This is a genomic window from Morganella sp. HMSC11D09 (assembly GCF_001807955.1).
Lineage (GTDB): Bacteria > Pseudomonadota > Gammaproteobacteria > Enterobacterales > Enterobacteriaceae > Morganella > Morganella morganii.
This window is the reverse complement of sequence record NZ_KV791659.1, coordinates 44,350-61,184: the sequence shown is the minus strand read 5'-3', so window position 1 is coordinate 61,184 and position 16,835 is coordinate 44,350. Positions and strand designations below refer to the sequence as shown.

17 protein-coding genes are annotated in these 16,835 nt (G+C 44.8%); all 17 read right to left on the bottom strand.

Annotation, left to right across the window (positions count from 1 at the left end; all coding sequences use genetic code 11):
• Positions 1-202: 202 nt before the first annotated feature.
• Positions 203-1,006 (bottom strand): MetQ/NlpA family ABC transporter substrate-binding protein, encoded by an 804-nt coding sequence (locus HMPREF3119_RS02430; protein ID WP_004234831.1) that lies wholly within the window; start codon positions 1,004-1,006, stop codon positions 203-205.
• Between the two features lie 49 nt (positions 1,007-1,055).
• Positions 1,056-2,330, bottom strand: a complete 1,275-nt coding sequence (locus tag HMPREF3119_RS02425) for a bifunctional O-acetylhomoserine aminocarboxypropyltransferase/cysteine synthase (protein WP_070578284.1) — start codon at positions 2,328-2,330, stop codon at positions 1,056-1,058.
• 192 nt (positions 2,331-2,522) lie between these two features.
• Positions 2,523-3,281, bottom strand: coding sequence for a hypothetical protein (locus HMPREF3119_RS02420; RefSeq protein ID WP_070578281.1), 759 nt, complete (start codon positions 3,279-3,281; stop codon positions 2,523-2,525).
• 18 nt (positions 3,282-3,299) lie between these two features.
• Positions 3,300-5,111, bottom strand: a complete 1,812-nt coding sequence (locus HMPREF3119_RS02415) for a YopB/SseC family type III secretion system translocon subunit (protein WP_004234827.1) — start codon at positions 5,109-5,111, stop codon at positions 3,300-3,302.
• A gap of 16 nt (positions 5,112-5,127) precedes the next feature.
• Positions 5,128-6,615 (bottom strand): hypothetical protein, encoded by a 1,488-nt coding sequence (locus tag HMPREF3119_RS02410; protein ID WP_070578278.1) that lies wholly within the window; start codon positions 6,613-6,615, stop codon positions 5,128-5,130.
• Complete coding sequence (locus tag HMPREF3119_RS02405; protein WP_036418103.1) at positions 6,594-7,079, bottom strand: tetratricopeptide repeat protein; 486 nt, start codon at positions 7,077-7,079, stop codon at positions 6,594-6,596. The genes HMPREF3119_RS02410 and HMPREF3119_RS02405 overlap by 22 nt, the downstream gene beginning before the upstream one ends.
• 108 nt (positions 7,080-7,187) lie before the next feature.
• The gene (locus tag HMPREF3119_RS02400) at positions 7,188-8,237 is read right to left on the bottom strand and encodes an EscU/YscU/HrcU family type III secretion system export apparatus switch protein (RefSeq protein ID WP_070578274.1); all 1,050 of its coding nucleotides are present in this window, start codon (positions 8,235-8,237) and stop codon (positions 7,188-7,190) included.
• Positions 8,230-8,991: a type III secretion system export apparatus subunit SctT gene (gene sctT / locus HMPREF3119_RS02395; RefSeq protein ID WP_015422275.1), complete on the bottom strand. Its 762-nt coding sequence runs from the start codon at positions 8,989-8,991 to the stop codon at positions 8,230-8,232. The genes HMPREF3119_RS02400 and sctT overlap by 8 nt, the downstream gene beginning before the upstream one ends.
• Before the next feature lie 6 nt (positions 8,992-8,997).
• On the bottom strand, positions 8,998-9,264 hold the full coding sequence (sctS, locus tag HMPREF3119_RS02390) for a type III secretion system export apparatus subunit SctS (RefSeq protein WP_004234819.1): 267 nt from the start codon (positions 9,262-9,264) through the stop codon (positions 8,998-9,000).
• A 1-nt stretch (position 9,265) separates the two neighbouring features.
• Positions 9,266-9,904 carry an EscR/YscR/HrcR family type III secretion system export apparatus protein gene (locus HMPREF3119_RS02385; protein WP_371257984.1) on the bottom strand — a complete coding sequence of 213 codons (639 nt, stop codon included), beginning with the start codon at positions 9,902-9,904 and terminating at the stop codon, positions 9,266-9,268.
• A gap of 20 nt (positions 9,905-9,924) precedes the next feature.
• Positions 9,925-10,782: a FliM/FliN family flagellar motor switch protein gene (locus HMPREF3119_RS02380; protein WP_036418102.1), complete on the bottom strand. Its 858-nt coding sequence runs from the start codon at positions 10,780-10,782 to the stop codon at positions 9,925-9,927.
• Between the two features lie 13 nt (positions 10,783-10,795).
• On the bottom strand, positions 10,796-11,578 hold the full coding sequence (locus HMPREF3119_RS02375; RefSeq protein WP_049246627.1) for a hypothetical protein: 783 nt from the start codon (positions 11,576-11,578) through the stop codon (positions 10,796-10,798).
• A 32-nt stretch (positions 11,579-11,610) separates the two neighbouring features.
• On the bottom strand, positions 11,611-11,991 hold the full coding sequence (locus HMPREF3119_RS02370) for a hypothetical protein (RefSeq protein ID WP_004234815.1): 381 nt from the start codon (positions 11,989-11,991) through the stop codon (positions 11,611-11,613).
• On the bottom strand, positions 11,972-13,264 hold the full coding sequence (sctN, locus tag HMPREF3119_RS02365; protein WP_036418100.1) for a type III secretion system ATPase SctN: 1,293 nt from the start codon (positions 13,262-13,264) through the stop codon (positions 11,972-11,974). Before sctN ends, HMPREF3119_RS02370 begins: the two co-directional genes overlap by 20 nt.
• Before the next feature lie 2 nt (positions 13,265-13,266).
• Complete coding sequence (locus tag HMPREF3119_RS02360) at positions 13,267-13,677, bottom strand: InvB/SpaK family type III secretion system chaperone (RefSeq protein WP_049242822.1); 411 nt, start codon at positions 13,675-13,677, stop codon at positions 13,267-13,269.
• A gap of 22 nt (positions 13,678-13,699) precedes the next feature.
• On the bottom strand, positions 13,700-15,760 hold the full coding sequence (locus HMPREF3119_RS02355) for an EscV/YscV/HrcV family type III secretion system export apparatus protein (protein ID WP_070578271.1): 2,061 nt from the start codon (positions 15,758-15,760) through the stop codon (positions 13,700-13,702).
• Between the two features lie 22 nt (positions 15,761-15,782).
• Positions 15,783-16,835, bottom strand: coding sequence for an HrpJ domain-containing protein (locus HMPREF3119_RS02350; protein ID WP_070578268.1), 1,053 nt, complete (start codon positions 16,833-16,835; stop codon positions 15,783-15,785).

The window sequence follows — 16,835 nt, the reverse complement described above, 5'->3', positions numbered from 1 at the left end:
CACGGGGAGCATACACCAGTATGTGACCCGTGCCCCTGAATGCGGCCAACGCGGCTATGGACGAAAGGATGACGCGTATACGTTAAATCATTCCGTTCAGAGCCAGGCGGCAAAGTGAGGACATCCGGGGAGCATACATCAGTATGTGACCCGGATGGACGAACGAAGCCAACGCAGCTATGGACGGAAGGATGACGCGTATTTACCAGGCCCGGACAGCATCGCCTTTATACACCTCATCGGCCTTTTTCAGCACCTCATCACTCTGGAATGCCGCGACCAGTTTTTTCAGCTTCTCATTATCTTTATCTGCTGCTCTGACCACAATCAGGTTCACATACGGGGAATCAGCCCCTTCCATAAACAGACCGTCACGGGCGGCGGATAATCCGACCTGAGATGAAAAGTTATTGTTGATAATGGAGAGATACACATCCGGGTCATCGAGTGTGCGGGTCAGTTGCGGGGTATCGATCTCCGCAAACTTCAGTTTCTTCGGATTTTCAATGATATCCAGGGTGGTCGGCAGATAACCGACGCCGTCTTTCAGTTTAATCAGCCCCTGAGCCTGTAACAACAGCAGGCTGCGGCCGAGCGTGGTGGCTTCGTTAGAGATAGCCACTGTTGCACCGTCCGGCAGTTCGGCTGCGGATTTGATTTTCTTTGAGTATGCCGCTATCGGGAAGATAAAAGTTTTACCAATAACTTCAAACTGATAACCGCGTTCTTTGCTTTGCGCCTCATAGTACGGCACGGTCTGGAATGCATTGGCATCCACATCATTGTTGCGCAGCGCTTCATTCGGCAGGACATAGTCATTAAAGGCGATAACATCAACATCCAGCCCCTGCTTCTCCTTAGCGACTTTGACCACTTCTTCCCAGATAGCCTGATCCGGCCCGGTGTTAATCGCCACTTTCAGTGGTTTTTCATCGTCATTCTGCGAGCAGGACACGGCCAGTAATGTGGTGCAGGCGAGCAGTGCCGATACAATAATTTTTCTCATACTATCTCCGGAACATATTGTTATGGTTATATTTTATTGATTGTTAATATTATTTCGCACTGTCCAGTGCCGCACTGATATCCGCCAGGATGTCATCAATGTGCTCAATACCGATGGACAACCGGATCATATCCTGTGATACCCCGGCACGGGCCAGTTCGGCTTCATTCAGCTGACGGTGGGTGGTGGTGGCCGGATGGCAGGCCAGGGATTTCGCATCACCGATATTGACCAGACGGACAATCAGTTTCAGGGCATCGATAAACTTCGCTCCTGCTTCTGCTCCGCCTTTGATGCCGAAAGACATAATTGATGCCGGTGTGCCTTTCACGTATTTTTTTGCCAGTGCATGTTCAGGACTATCTGCCAGACCCGCATATTTCACCCAGGCAACCTGCGGATGATGTTGCAGGTATTGCGCAACACGCAGGGCATTTCCGGTATGACGTTCCATGCGCAGCGCCAGTGTTTCCAGTCCCTGCAGAATCAGAAAGCTGTTAAACGGCGACAGTGCTGCGCCGGTATTACGCAGTGGCGCCACACGACAGCGGGCGATAAATGCCGCCGCACCGAAGTGTTCGCTGTAGTTCACGCCGTGGTAGGAAGGATCCGGGGTATTCAGAACCGCAAAGCGATCCGCATGCTGCTGCCACGGGAATTTTCCGGAGTCGATAACAATCCCGCCCAGTGATGAACCGTGTCCGCCGATATATTTGGTCAATGAATGCACCACAATATCCGCGCCGAATTCAATCGGGCGGCACAGCGCCGGAGAGGCAACGGTGTTATCGACAATCAGCGGAACGCCGTGACGGTGAGCGATTTCCGCCAGTTTTTCAATATCAGCGATATGCCCCGCCGGGTTGGAAATGGTTTCGCAGAAAACGGCTTTGGTATTGTCATCAATCAGCGATTCCAGTTGTGCGAAATCATCATGATCAGCAAAACGGACGTCGATCCCGATGCGCGGAAAATTATGCGCAAACAAATTATACGTACCGCCATAGAGTTTGGAGACACTGATAATATTGTCGCCGACGCCGGCCAGGGTCTGGATCGCATAGGTGATCGCCGCCATGCCCGATGCCACCGCCAGCCCGGCAATTCCGCCCTCCAGAGCCGCCACACGCTGCTCCAGCACATCATTGGTCGGGTTCATGATACGGGTGTAGATATTCCCGGAGACTTTCAGATCAAACAAATCCGCACCATGCTGTGTGTCATCAAAGGCATAGGAGGTGGTCTGATAGATAGGAACCGCGACGGATTTGGTGGTCGGATCCGGCGAATAACCGGCATGGACAGAGAGCGTTTCAAGTTTCATGTGTTCTTCCTTACCGCACAGGTGAATATTTTTATTTAGACGTCTAGACGTTTAGACATTCCTTTGTTATACCGGTATTCACTGCCGGGATCAAAACCGAAGTGGCAAAACATGATGAATTTTCTTCATGATGAGAAAGAACATGAAAAAGCCGCTGTCAGAAGCGGCCCGGATTTATGAGCACAGAAGAGATTATGTCCGCATATTATTAAGCAAGTTACCAGATGTCGCCTGCTTGTTATCAAGATAACGGTTAAACATATCCATTACTTTTTTATTTAATTCATGCGCGTCATTAGAAGCTTTACCATGAACGGAACCGCTTTTCAGCTTCAGATCTTTTTGCGCGCGAACAACTTCAGCATCACCCTGTAACTCAGTAACCTGCTTCTGAATAAATTGTACGAATACCTGGCTAACCGGCTGGGACAGTCCGGACATGGCCTGCCCCGCTATTCCGCCGGGTGTCGGTGCCGTCGGATTAGCCACATCAATCCCCTTTATTGACATAGCAGCACCGACAATAGAAATACCAATAGAAACTAACGCACCGGTGACGGCTGCTTTGACCAGAAGTTCGGCTTCCTTATATTTCATATTTTTTAATTCTTTTGCCAGTTCAATAACAGCTACATCCAGCTTATTCTGGCGTTCCTGCTGGCTCAGTGAATCATCATTCAGTACTTTGCATAATTCTATGGCTAATTTCATCCATTTCTGATCACTGACAGATAACAGAGAGGGCATCAGCGAGCCTGCACGGGTACGGATCTCAGCAGAAATTTGCTCATCTGTAACTTCTGTGCTCTTTATACTGTTATTTTTTGTAATCTCTTTTATAACTTCAGGATCAATATTTATTTCCTGTAAATCTTTTTTTACTGAAATAATACTATCAATTTCCGGTGAATAAACCTGCTTCGTATTATTTGCTGTGGTTATCGTCGTCATAATAAATTCCTTTTTAAATTAAACAGCTAATGGCCCTGACTGTATAATAGCCTTCTTACGCTGAAAATCGTCTTTTCCTATCTTACCTAACTGCTCTTTCATTTTATTTAAATCCTGCTGTGATTCTGAAAAAGCTGCCATTATTTTTTCCATCAATTCCATCAACTTATCCAGTAATTCCTGATCTAAATCTATATCAGCGTTTAATTTCATTACATCTTTATTAAGTTCTGCCTGAGTGACTGAATTTATACCGTTAACGACAGTAGATGTCAGCATCATTGAAATTAATAATCTTTTAACCTCCACCATTACCTGTCTCAATATTTCCTTTACCGATTCTGATACCACCTGACCGATAACTTTTCCGGCAACAGCACCTGCAGCAGCAAACACCGCCATCACAACAACAACTGCAAGTACCATGGCAATAATTTCCATTTTTTCTTCCAGTTTTTTTAACTCAGCCGGTGGCAGCCCAAGTTTTTGGCCAATTTTCATAGCCATATCTTTAATAAACTTCTGGACAACTTCCACCAATTTTGTCACCGGTGTCATTATTGTTGCCATAATATCCGGGCCACCCGCCGCCTTAACAATTTCACTAATAATAGTGACAACCACAATCACTGCGGCCAGTGCTTTTGCCAGTAAACCACCAGTCAGAGCAGTTAATATAACCATTAATGCGATCAATAATGGCCCTAACCATTTAAAAAGGGCCTGTAAACGCTCTGCTTTTTTTATTTTTTTTGCCATTTCAGCTCCGTCAGCATCGGTTTTATCCTGCAATGTTTTTTGCTGAATTGTGGCTATAAGACGATCATTTTCAAGTTTACGCTGTGCTAGCTTATTCCGCAGATCTGCTATTTTACCCATCAAAATAGTTAATGATTTACTATAATTCATATCAGACTTACGCTGAGAGCCGAATATATCAGAAATATCTTTCACAATATCTTTCGCTTCATCCTGAAGAGCGGCCATTTCATGTAATGAATTTAATTCAGCCGTAATCTCCTCACGATTTCCGGCAATGAGAGAACCGAGTTCATCACCCAGCACAGGAAATTTATTCATCTCATCAGAAAATGATTTAAATAACTTGGTTTTATCCTTATAAAGCACTGACTCCGAATTGATATTTTTAATAACTTCATCGGCATTTGTTTTACTTCTTAAATATAAAGAAATTTCATCTTTACTTTTAAACTTATCAACACCATTACCGGTTAATTTATTTTTCAGCTCACCATCCGGCATCTTTCCCAACAGCTCACTGCCCATTTGTGAGAAATAATACTCTGCCGTTGCTTCAATATGGTCATTAATCAAATCCCCGGATTCAGAAATAAGCTCTGATAATTGATTTACTTTATTATCAGACCATAATTCCTTGATGAATTTAAGATTGTACCCATGAGCTCTTGAATTAATTTTAAATTTCTCTTCAGAATAAAAAACCGTCAGCAATGAATGTAATTCATTAAGTGAAAATCCACCTTTTTTCTTACCCGTAGTATCTTTACTGTCTGTGGTATCCTTACTTTCCGGGGTATTTTTACTTTCCGTAGTACTTTCACTGCCTGCGGTATCTTTATTTAACTTTGGGTTATCCAATTTCGGTTTATTTAATTCTGATTTTTTCTTTCCATCATTAGCTGATGTTGATTTTTTACTAACATCACTAACCATCACCTTGCTAAACTCTCCGATAGGATCGTTAACACGATTTTGTTTATTTGCACCTGAATTTTTATTTACACTTTCACTTGACGTTGTGGTATTTAAAACACCAAAATCTGATGTTTTATCAATAATTACAGTCATACAATTCCCTTTTATATCAGAATCTTAAAAATCCCTTTAATTCCTGAGCCAATTCGCTAATCATTGTTGTAATTGTTCTCAGCATATTGTCATAGTTACTATTTATAGTGTTATACCGCTGAGTGTATTCATCCAACGTTAATTGAAGTCCTTTCTTAGCCCCATCTATTTTTTGATTCATACTATTTATTTCATGTTGATAAAACTTAGAATATTCATTTCTTTCTTCTTCATTTTCATAATAACTAATGAATCCTGCATCATAGTTTTTTTTCAAAATTTCCCTGGTATATTTTACATCACTGGTAGCCGCTATTGATTTTTCATTAACATTATTCCACCTTGATAAATCTGGTGATTTATCCTTGAAACATTTATCAAAATTTTCATTTATACGATTAAGTCCTTTTTCATCGCTTGCTAAGTCCATAAAACTATAAAGTTCATAAGGAAATAGAAACTGTTCAACCTTCCCTTCTAAGCCAATAACATTATTAAATTCATCCAGTACGGGTTTAAATATTTTACATAATTTAGTCCCTTTAATAACCGGCTCATGACAAGAAAAGAAATATTCCATTTTTCTATATGCATCTTTATATGATAAATTTTCTTCTATTACTTTATCATCAACCAGAACATTAAATTTATCGTCACCGACCTTAACTATCTTCATACTACCTGTATATAAAGTATGGCCAACAGAATCTCCATAATAAAAATAAGGTTTCATAGTGTTGTATAATTCAGTATAAAACTTTCTTTTATATACCTTATTCTGCTTTCCATCATTGATGGGCTCATCAATATAATCACCAAATGTATTTAATTTTGTTGCTACGCTTTTATAATAATCAACATATTTGTTCATACCTTCGCGCTGATATTTAACTGAAATATCATAAGCATACACACTGACATTATCCATTCTCTCAACAAAGTAACCAAATGTGACCATATCCCTAATGATAAAATACTCCTGAATACCTTTATTTATCAATCTTATTTTCTCTGAAATATTATCACCAGCATTATTAATTGCCTTTATATTTTCTTTATCCTTCATTAATATATCATATGCTTCAAGTTCTTTTAATGCTTGTTCTCTTGTAGTGTCAGGATCCGACAGAATATAATTAATCCTATCTAATTCGCTATAAATTTGTTTTACTTTATCTTCATAAAAGTGTTCCCAAAATCTACCCGCCATAGATTTAATCTGTTCTTGTTCAATTCTATCAACAATCACCCTCGTTTTATTAATCAATTCTGCACACTCTTCATGCATTATAACTTTATTTTTAATATTATTCTTAAAGTTACTATCATTTACTATATCGTAGTATCCTCTTATATATTTCACAGCTTCATCATACGAAATTCTCTCTGTAACCGTGAGCGCATCATATATTATCCCAAGTCTCATAAAATCATTATGCAATGAGGAATTATAACTGAGATCATCAACTTCTTTATTTACTTTCAACCAATTTTCCAAACGCATAATCCACCTTCCAGCATTGATATATAATGTATTGCTTGTTCCCGCTCATTATCATTACACGCTAATGAAAGACAATGATTGAAGCTGCTTATCGCTGATTCTTTCTCACCTGTGTATAAATAGCATTGTCCTGCATACAAATATATCGATGCATTGTTTTCATCTAAATTAATAGCTAAACTATAAAGATTAATCGCTTTTTGATATTGTTTTTGCACCTGTTTAACTGCAGCTAATCCAAGTAAATAATCCACATTGCTAAAGTCATATAAGCAGAGTGAACGAAAAATATTCTCAGCTTGTTCTATAAGCCCTTTATCATAATAATCACACGCCAGAGAATAAACATCCGAAAAATCCTCATTATTCTTTGGCATCAGAAGATCAGAAATGTTTCCACTTTCCAGATGAGAAAAAATATTCCCGATCAGAGATTTAATATCAAAATCTGTATTGTCATCCATAACAAAAACCCCTTAATAATATTGGATTATCAAGTCAGGCAATACTATCTGACCCGGCTGATAATCACTTTCATAAAATACGCCTCAGCACCATCCTGCTGATACATATTAGTGCGGTTCACTATCGGCAAGTGCAGCCTGCTCTGCGTCATTCAGCCACAGTAAGAGATCGAGAAACTTATCCAGATCATCATCAATAATGGTGTCAAAGACATGATATTTCCGGAATAACGTCCGGGCCAGGCGGATATCCCGGACAACCGGCACCCTGTGCTTTTCGGCATAGCAGCGCACAGCCAGCGCATACACGCCTTTCTCTTTCACGGTAATGAGCGGCATAACGCCGTTTTCCGGATCAAGATAGATAGCAACGGCAATATGCGTCGGGTTAACCACCACGATATCCGAATTCTTTATCAATTCTTTGGTTTCCGCATTCAGCAATTCTCTGTGCTGCTGTTTGCGGGCTGATTTTATTTCCTGATTACCTTCGCTGTTTTTATACTCTTGTTTAACATCATGCTTTTCCATTTTCATGTCATTAAAAAAGAAAAAATATTCAACGATGTAATCAACCACCAGCAGTGGCATCAGCAGCAGGATAAAAATAAAGATATAGCGGCCGGTGAAATAGAGAAAGCTCTCACTCACTTCAGAGAAAAGTGCCGTAATTAACTGATAAATATCGCCGGTATACAGAGTAATAAAGGTATAACCGGCAGATAAATACACAATGAGTGATATCAGTGCTTTTACCAGATTTTTCAGGGATTTTTTGGTAAAAATCCGTTTGAATCCGGCGATGGGATCAATTTTCTTTAAATCAAATTTAATCGCTTCCGTCGCAACAGCAAAACGGGTCTGCATCAGAGAAACAAAGCTGACACTCACTCCGCATAATATAATCAGCGGTAACACCATCTGAAAAAAGATATCCGATAACATCTGTATATAAACAGAGAGTGACAAGTGATTCACATTACGCAATACCGTCTGATAAAAACGGGAGAATGCTGACCAGTCAGCAACGTAAAGCAGATACACTATTCCCGTCACATAGCCGGTTGTGGAGAGCAGTTCTTTATATTTGAACGTATTCCCTTTTTTCGATTCGTCCTTTAGTTTCTTACTGGTGGGTTTTTCGGTTTTTTCAGCCATCGTTCCCCCTCAAAAAGTGAGTCAGAGGGGAAGTATCAAACAGCACTGTCACATCCGTCATTGTTGTGCTGCGAAACAGCAGCAGCGCCAGCAGAAAGGCAATAATACTTTTTATTGAAAGTGATAAGGAAAACGGATTCAGTTGTGAATTGTACAGGGCCAGAATGCCCAGGCTGACTTCAGAAATAAATAAGATAATCAGTACCGGCATACAAAACAGCAAAGAGAGTGACAGGCTGTTTGTCAGCCAGTCAAATACCGCCGCATAATGGATTTCCGTCAGCAATGTACCCGGCGGTAACAACCGGAAACTATCCTGAACGGATGTCATCAGTAACACAAAACCGTCATTGAGCAAAAAAAACGAGACAGAAAACAGATTCATAAAGGTGGAAAACGGTGATGCATCGGTCCCTGTTGTCGGATCAGCGGTATCACTGATATTCGCCCCCCGTTGGTTATCAATATATTCACCGAAGGCGGAAAAAATAAAAAACGGCGTGCTGTAAACCAACCCCATTACCATGCCGGTAATGATCTCACTCAGTATATTGACCACTGAGAACTCTGCCGCCGGGTAGTCTCCATTTCCGCTGAGACACTGCGCCATGAGAAAAATAATAATGCCCCGCGTGGTCCGGCTGAGGATAAATTTATCATTCAGAAACGGCAAAAAAGAGAACGCCGCAAATAACCGCACACTACTTAACAGCGCGTTCTGAAAAAGGTCATGAAGCCAGGAGAATAACGACACCGGGAACTAACCTGCCGCTGTTGCGCTGAGCGCCAGTGAGAACATTTCACGGGCATAACTGAGCATCGAATCCCCCAGCCAGCTGAGCTGCATCAGGATGCAGACAAACACAGCAATCAATTTCAGCCCGAAGGGCAGTGTCTGCTCCTGGATCTGCGTGACAGTCTGCAGCAGGCCGACCGTCAGACCCACGACGGTCGCCACACTCACCGGCAGCAGCGATAACATAATCACCAGATAAATTCCTTTATCCGCTGCATAAATCACATCCATGTTATATGTCCATAAGTTCGAGATACTGAGACACCAGACTGGTGGATAACAGCGACCAGCCATCAAGGGCAATAAATAAGATCAGTTTGATCGGTACCGAGAGTGTGACCGGGCTCATCATCATCATCCCCAGCGCCAGCAAAACGCTGGACACCACGAGATCAATCACGATAAACGGCAGATAGAGATAGAAGCTGATCAGAAAAGCAGATTTGATTTCCCCCAGCGCATAGGCGGCCAGCAGGGGAAAGAATGCGATATCACGGGCATCACTCAGTTCCGGTTCAGCATCCTCATCAACGTCTGTTTGCGCAAAAAAATACAGCAGAGGTTTATCGGCATAACGGAAGAGATAGTCCCGGTAATCCTGTAACCCCTCATCCGTAAAACGCGACAGTGATTCCGGCTGAGATAATTCCACCGGATTTTCATTAATATACGCATAGGTTTTACTGACCAGCGGAAACATCACCACCATCGCCAGAATAAACGCAATCGCATTGAGTACCATATTTGACGGCACCTGCTGAACCCCCAGGGCGTTGCGCACCATCACAAAAACAATGGAAAATTTGAGGTAGCAGGTTCCGGCCGCCAGAATAAAGGGCAGAACAGATGCTGCGGCCAGCATCAGCATCATCGAAACAGCGCTGTCAGTCATCATTCACCCTTATGAAAGATATGATGAATTTCCACGGCGTATTGTTCCCCGATACGTACCAGTTCCCCCTGTGCAAAACGCTGCCCGCTGATTTCCAGCGTGATCAGGTGATTATCCGCCGCCGGCAGCGGCAGTGTATCGCCCGGTTGCAGCGCCATCAGTTCCGATAACGGAAACACTCTGCGGTACTGCAGGAAATCCACCTGAACCGGCACTCTGCGGCTGTCAAAAACTGCCGTTTCCGCTGTGGTAGCCGGCACTTCCGGAATAATTCCGCGTCCGGTGATAACCGTGTCCTCCTGCTCCTGTTTCAGTGTCATCTGAAAATAGCCTCCTGCTCTCAGAAATCGCTGGTATTGTGTAATAAAAAGGATATCGCCTTCATTGATTTGCTGAATCACACCCGTGAATGCCCGGGTTGAACCGATATAAATCCCGGCATTCACCGGAACAGAGAGATCCGGGGTCAGTGGCGGGCCATTAATATCAAACCGGCCACGGGCGCCAATCAGAGTGAAATCAATATTTCCCTGACGGAAAGCAAGTTTACGGGTTGGATTAACAGCGATGTTTTCCGTCCTGAACTCAGGAAAATAACTCTCCGCTGAAAAAAAAGGCAGCCGAATCTCTTTCTTATTTTCATTTATCAGGTCAATAAGATAATTTTCAGGAACGATTTCCCAGGGGATCGTATTTTCACCAATCAGTTCAGAAAAAAAGGATTCAACATCAATTAAAACCTCCAATATATTTTGAGTATTAATTAAATGACATTTAATCGCGCGTTTGGTATTTTCTTTTTTTTCCGGCAGATAACAGCTCAGATAGTCCATTATCTGATGGGTATCATAATGCATTTATTTCATCCGCTTATATTATATCAATATTATCAATTCCGTTTATATTTACTGCTGATTTCAGTCGTCGCTTCAGGGATTCTGAATATGTTTCTAATTTAAACCCTCCCGGATTATCTCTGTAAATATGAACCGGTTCCGGTGGCTGATATTTCTGTCTGAAATGATAAGAGCAATAATAATCAGCTCTGCTGTACGCCGGAGATAACGCATTTTTCTCCGTATGGTAAACGAACAGGGGTATTTTTTCCTGAGTACCTCTTCCCTGTTCATAATGCCGCAATGGCTGATTTTTTACTTCCGTCTTTATCCCCGGAGGCGGATGGTTCAGAAAAAACGGTATTTCCGGTAACTCAGTTGTTGCACTGCCCGCCGGTATCTTTTCTTCTGCTGAGATATCAGCGCCTGAATAATCTTCCTCCTCTGCCGGAACGTTTTTTGGTTTATCCGCTGATAGCATGTTATGTGAGATATCACCGGAAGGTTCCGTGGCGACATTATCCCTGAATATACTGTTCTTTATTTTATTATTTTCCGGATATACCAGTATAACATCATGAACTTTCCGGTGATGATTGCTATGATTTTTTATCATCCCCCCGGGATATAATATATCGCCATGATAACATTTATCATCATACGGACAGAACAGTGAATAAATCACCGGGATAGCACTGTCATGTTTATTTTCTTTTTTATTTTTTGTCATTCCGGATAAAAAATCAGTCACCCGTTGATTAACATGACCTTCCGGAAAATCTTGCTCAGCTTCCAGGCAACAACGATTAATATTCATTACAGCGTCCTGCTTATATTTAAAAAATAAATTCATTGTTTATTATATTGTTCAAACTTAATAAGTTTCTTTCTCAGATTATTTATTGTTTTATTACTCTCAGCAATATCATCCGAGATTTGCGCCAGCTGAAGGGATGATTCATCCACTCTGGCACGGACATCCGGGATCTGTTTACGATAGATTGCCTGTTTGCGCCTGAGTTCATTCAGTGCGGTGTACGATAATAATCCGCGGCATTCAAACTCAAGGATCTGCTGTTCTAATCCTTTGATTAACAACAATAGCTTATCTTTATTTTCCTGTTCCTGCCGGTAGCGCTGGTGCAGCTGTGCCAGTGCCGCCCGGACACAGCGCTCTTTCAGACTGAAATGCGCGATCAGTTGCTGTAATTCATTGTGTGAGCTGTTCAAGTAATCTGCCTGTTTCATCCGCCGCAACGGATTCCGCCGGTGACTGACACAAAAAATGGCGCATCGGCAGAGTGAGCTCAACCGCTTTATCATTCTCCGCATTCAGCCCGGGTTTATATTCTCCTAGCTCCACCAGCAGTTTCAGCTCATTCTGTTTCGCCAGCAGTGTCCGGAAATGCCCGGCAGCCGCCAGATGCTGCGGTGAAACAATCTGTGACATGACACGGCTGATGCTGGCCGGGATATCAATCGCCGGATAGTGATTCTGCATCGCCAGTCGCCGGGAGAGATAAATATGTCCGTCGAGAATGGAACGGACTTCATCGCCAAAGCCGTCCGGCTCATTCTCGCTATCAAGTAAAACAGTATAGAAAGCCGTGATCACGCCGGTTTTCGTCGCCCCCGGGCGCTCCAGCAGTGCCGGTAACTGCTCAAATACCGATGCCGGATACCCCAGCCTGACAGGAACTTCCCCGGCACTCAGTGCCACATCCCTTAACGCCCGCCCGTAGCGTGTCAGTGAATCAACAAAGAGGATCACCTCTTTCCCCTCATCACGGTAATATTCCGCCAGTGAGGTTGCCACCAGCGCCGCATTACAGCGGTCAACCGCCGGTTTATCGGATGTCGAGCAGACCAGGATACATTTTGCCGCCTGCGGGCTGTTGCGCAGTTCATCAATCAGTTCGGTCACTTCCCGGCCGCGTTCGCCAATCAGGGCTATCACAAAAATATCGGCTTGCGCATGCTCAATCAGCATATTCATCAGCACGGTTTTACCGCAGCCGGCACCGGCAAAAATCCCCAGCCGCTGGCCTTTTCCGCAGGTCAGCAGAGCATCAATGGCTTTCACACCGGTCGGCAAAATCTCCGTGATACGCTGCCGGGAGAGCACATCCGGTGCCTCACCGCTGACGGGGCGGATGATACTCCGGTTATCCGGCTCTGTTATCTCACTCAGACGGGCCAGGGTATTACCGGACGGATCAATCACCGAGCCCGGAATTTGCGGTGTGAATGTCAGTGTTACTGCACTACCCGTCGGTGCGATAACCGTTGTCAGTGTCAGCCCGGCGGCCTGTCCGATCAGACTCAGCAGCGTGTTGTGTTCATTAAAGCCCACCACCTGAGCCCGGCCGAGCAGTACGCGACAGGTAACATCCTGCCATAACAGACAAATTTCCCCGATAAAGACATCCGGCAACGGCGCTTCCAGATAATACCCGCGGATATGCACCGGAAATGCCCGCTGACTGAGCAGTGCATTCAGCATCGTCAGCCTCTGAGGATCAGTGTGTGACACTGCTGACAGAGGCGGACAAACTGATCCAGCGCCTGCACAAAAGGTTCCGCGCCGCTGACAGCATTGTGACTGAAACACCCGACCAGCTCCGCGCCGTTATCTGTCTGCCGCAGCGCCGGTGAGCCCGGATAAAACAGAGGGGCGGGTTCTTCTGTCAGAATATCCAGCAAACCGCCTTTTACCTCCGGCAGCAATGCCGGTAAATCAGTCTGCAACGGCATCCAGATAACCGGATATTCATCAACCACCGCAATATGAATGACCTGCTGTTCCCCCAGCGATAATGAGATTGTTGAATGATTATCGAGTGAGCTGCCTTCCGGCACCAAATCACCGCGTCCGATAAGCTTCATTCCTTCTGTAACCAGTGTTGCAAGATCCATCTTCAGTTTCCTTGTTATAACATTAAACAGAGTCAATCACCGACACCTGCGCCGACGGAACAATTTCAGAAAATGACAGCACGGCAATACCCGGATAGTGCATTTCAGTCAGTTTCCGGACAAAACGGCGGACATCCATTGCCGTCAGGAAAACAATATCCCGCCGGTGCCGCAGCGGCGTCATCACCAATGACATCGCATCATAAAAATGATCCAGCTGCGCCGGTTCGAGATTGATAAAAGTACCTCCGGCAGACTGGCGGATCCCCTGACGGATCATCTCCTCCAGCGGGTTTGACAGCACCACCGCCCGCAGGACCTGATCACAGGCAAAATGCGCTGAGATGTAACGGGCCAGGTGGCTGCGGACATGCTCAACCAGTACCAGCGGATCTTTTTCTTTCTGCCCCCACTGTACCAGTGCGCCGAGGATAATTTTGATATTACGGACAGAGATCTGCTCAGCGATAAGCCGCTGAAAGACATCCGCAATACGCTGAACAGATAAATAGCGGTAACACTCTTTCAGCAGCTCCGGATATTTATTCTCAATATTATCCAGCAATGTTTTGGTTTCCTGGATGCCAAGCAGCTCCTGAATATTTTGTGTCATTATCCGGCTGAATTCATTGAAAAATACCATAACACCGGGTTCTGTTCTCATGCCGGCTGCCCGGCATATCTCATCGTGTTTTTTATCCGTCCAGACGGTTTTCTCCCCGCCTTCCGGCTCAATCACGAACGGTTCAATATCCAGTGACTCAAAGGCATCATTTATTTCTGTCACTTTGTATTTATCCGGATAGCTGTAAATCACACCGGACTGAATCTCATTAATTAAGATCACCGATTTATTTTCCGGTATCTCACGGCTGTAATTGATAATGATGCCGGGTAAAAAGAAACCGAAACGGAAGGCAAATTCCTCCTGCAACCATGCCGTCATCTTCTGTTTTTCAAACATAGCCTGATAACAGGTGTGGAGGGTGATAATCAGCGGAATCGTTTCATTATTTTCCGCCGTCAGTCCGCGCGGCGCAAAATCCCCCGCAGACGACGCAGATACCGCCGGAGAACGGCTGTCAGAGCGGCTTTTTGCCGGATCAGATGCCTGCTTCTGCTTATTTTGTCTGAGGCGCATTCCGTAAAACAACAGCAGCCCGGCAGCCAGCAGACCGAAAACACCAGCCGGAAACCCCGGCAGCATTCCCATACACAGCGCCAGAACAGCGGTCACTATCAGGGTAAAATCATGGGAAAACAGCTCCCTGACAATATTGGCCCCTAAATTCTGATTGGTGCCGCTGACCCGGGTGACAATAAACCCGGCGCTGATGGCAATCAGCAACGCCGGGATCTGTGCCACCAGGCCATCCCCGATCGTCAGCAGTGTGTAAGTACTCAGCGCTTCACTGAACGGCATCGACATCTGCGCAACACCGATACCAATTCCGCCGGCAAAATTCACAAAAATGATGACAATTCCGGCGATTGCATCCCCTTTGATAAACTTCATCGCGCCGTCAAACGCACCGTACATCTGACTCTCCTGCTCCAGCTCTTTCCGGCGTTTGCGCACCTCTTCATTATCAATCAGGCCGGATTTCAGATCCGCATCAATACTCATCTGCTTGCCGGGCATACCGTCGAGAGAGAAACGTGCCGCCACTTCCGCCACACGCTCCGACCCTTTGGTGATGACAATAAACTGCACCACGGTAACAATGGCAAAAATCACAAATCCGACCACAATATTTTCGCCGATAACAAATTCACCGAATGACTGAATGATATTCCCGGCATCCGCATCCAGCAGGATCAGACGGCTGGTACTGATGGACAGCGCCAGCCGGAACAGTGTGGTGATCAGCAAAAGTGCCGGAAAAGAGGTAAACCCCAGAATCCGGGTGATATAGAAAGAGAGCAGTAACATCAGGATAGAAATAACGATGTTCAGCCCGATCAGAAAATCGACCAGCATTTTCGGCAGCGGAATGATCAGCATAGCGATCACCATCACCATAATCAGCAGTACCGCGATCTCCGGCCTGCTTTTGATCGCATTAATAAAAGTTGTCAGCATAGCAATCCATTGCCGGTGAAAGTTATAAGATATTAATAGTTTTGCTCATAAGGGCTTTCAGAAAAGAAACCACCTGCTCTTTGCCTGCCTCCTGCAGAAAAAGGACATCCGGTATCTCACCAAAAATCACAATCAGGCGCTGTAAAATAAGCGGTCTGTTTTTGTCATTTTCTGCCGCCGCCAGTAACGATTCTGTTTCTGACTGAAATGCTTCCGCGTCACCCAGCCCAGAAATCAGCAGCTGGTTCAGCCGCTGCTCATCCGCCAGTACCGGTTCCGCGCAGTTCAGAGACGTAATTTTCTGATGAAACATATCATTCAGGGAAATCAGCTGATTCAGGGTATGCAGACGGGCTGTCAGTTCCCCGAACTCACTGTGATGGCTGCAACTGGGCAGTGCTGCCGCCATGTCACACACCAGCGAGTCACGGACATAACACAGCAGGCTTCTGACCCGGCTTTTCCGGTACTGCTCCAGCCACACTTTCCACAGATACAGTATGTCGAATTTCCAGCTGATATAACTGCGGTATACCATTCTCAGCTGCGCGCAATCCAGTAGTGTTACCGGTACATACTGGCGGATTTTCAGTGCGATATTGATCCCTGCGCGGGTTTCCTGTGCAAATTCTCCGTGGAGTAACTGCTCAATTTCTGCATCAATTTCGGCGGCTTCCTCCGCAGAAAACGGCAGTTTGCGCAACAGGGAACGCAGTGCCATGACATAATCACTGGGATCCGGAAATAAATTGCGCACATAATCGAGAAACTCACGAACTGAGCGCCCGGAAGCAGCAAACCACTTAACGACCCGGTCCAGTTTTGTTTCCGCACCCTCAGCACTGTTTTTCTGCTCTGATGCCGGTAACTGGCTGATGTAATCCTCTTTTCCGTACTGCCGCCGGTTAAATTGTGACAGTGCCATGGCCATATCATCCATCACATCCATCATCTGCTCGGCATGGTTTTCCGTCTGGTTTTCCGCCGGGCGCTGTTCTGCTGCAGCATTATTCTGCTGTTTCTGTGGTGCCGCAAACGGACTGAACACCGGTGCGCCGGGTAAACCATTTATCAT

Bases quoted from the DNA above. Each gene is read 5' to 3' on its own strand.
- HMPREF3119_RS02415 (WP_004234827.1), bottom strand. From the start codon at position 5,111: ATGACTGTAATTATTGATAAAACATCAGATTTTGGTGTTTTAAATACC.
- HMPREF3119_RS02400 (WP_070578274.1), bottom strand. From the start codon at position 8,237: ATGGCTGAAAAAACCGAAAAACCCACCAGTAAGAAACTAAAGGACGAA.
- HMPREF3119_RS02405 (WP_036418103.1), bottom strand. From the start codon at position 7,079: ATGGATGACAATACAGATTTTGATATTAAATCTCTGATCGGGAATATT.
- HMPREF3119_RS02410 (WP_070578278.1), bottom strand. From the start codon at position 6,615: ATGCGTTTGGAAAATTGGTTGAAAGTAAATAAAGAAGTTGATGATCTC.
- HMPREF3119_RS02380 (WP_036418102.1), bottom strand. From the start codon at position 10,782: ATGCATTATGATACCCATCAGATAATGGACTATCTGAGCTGTTATCTG.
- sctN (WP_036418100.1), bottom strand. From the start codon at position 13,264: ATGCTGAATGCACTGCTCAGTCAGCGGGCATTTCCGGTGCATATCCGC.
- HMPREF3119_RS02385 (WP_371257984.1), bottom strand. From the start codon at position 9,904: ATGATGCTGATGCTGGCCGCAGCATCTGTTCTGCCCTTTATTCTGGCG.
- HMPREF3119_RS02360 (WP_049242822.1), bottom strand. From the start codon at position 13,677: ATGGATCTTGCAACACTGGTTACAGAAGGAATGAAGCTTATCGGACGC.
- HMPREF3119_RS02420 (WP_070578281.1), bottom strand. From the start codon at position 3,281: ATGACGACGATAACCACAGCAAATAATACGAAGCAGGTTTATTCACCG.
- HMPREF3119_RS02425 (WP_070578284.1), bottom strand. From the start codon at position 2,330: ATGAAACTTGAAACGCTCTCTGTCCATGCCGGTTATTCGCCGGATCCG.
- sctS (WP_004234819.1), bottom strand. From the start codon at position 9,264: ATGGATGTGATTTATGCAGCGGATAAAGGAATTTATCTGGTGATTATG.
- HMPREF3119_RS02430 (WP_004234831.1), bottom strand. From the start codon at position 1,006: ATGAGAAAAATTATTGTATCGGCACTGCTCGCCTGCACCACATTACTG.
- HMPREF3119_RS02355 (WP_070578271.1), bottom strand. From the start codon at position 15,760: ATGCTGACAACTTTTATTAATGCGATCAAAAGCAGGCCGGAGATCGCG.
- HMPREF3119_RS02350 (WP_070578268.1), bottom strand. From the start codon at position 16,835: ATGATAAATGGTTTACCCGGCGCACCGGTGTTCAGTCCGTTTGCGGCA.
- HMPREF3119_RS02375 (WP_049246627.1), bottom strand. From the start codon at position 11,578: ATGAATATTAATCGTTGTTGCCTGGAAGCTGAGCAAGATTTTCCGGAA.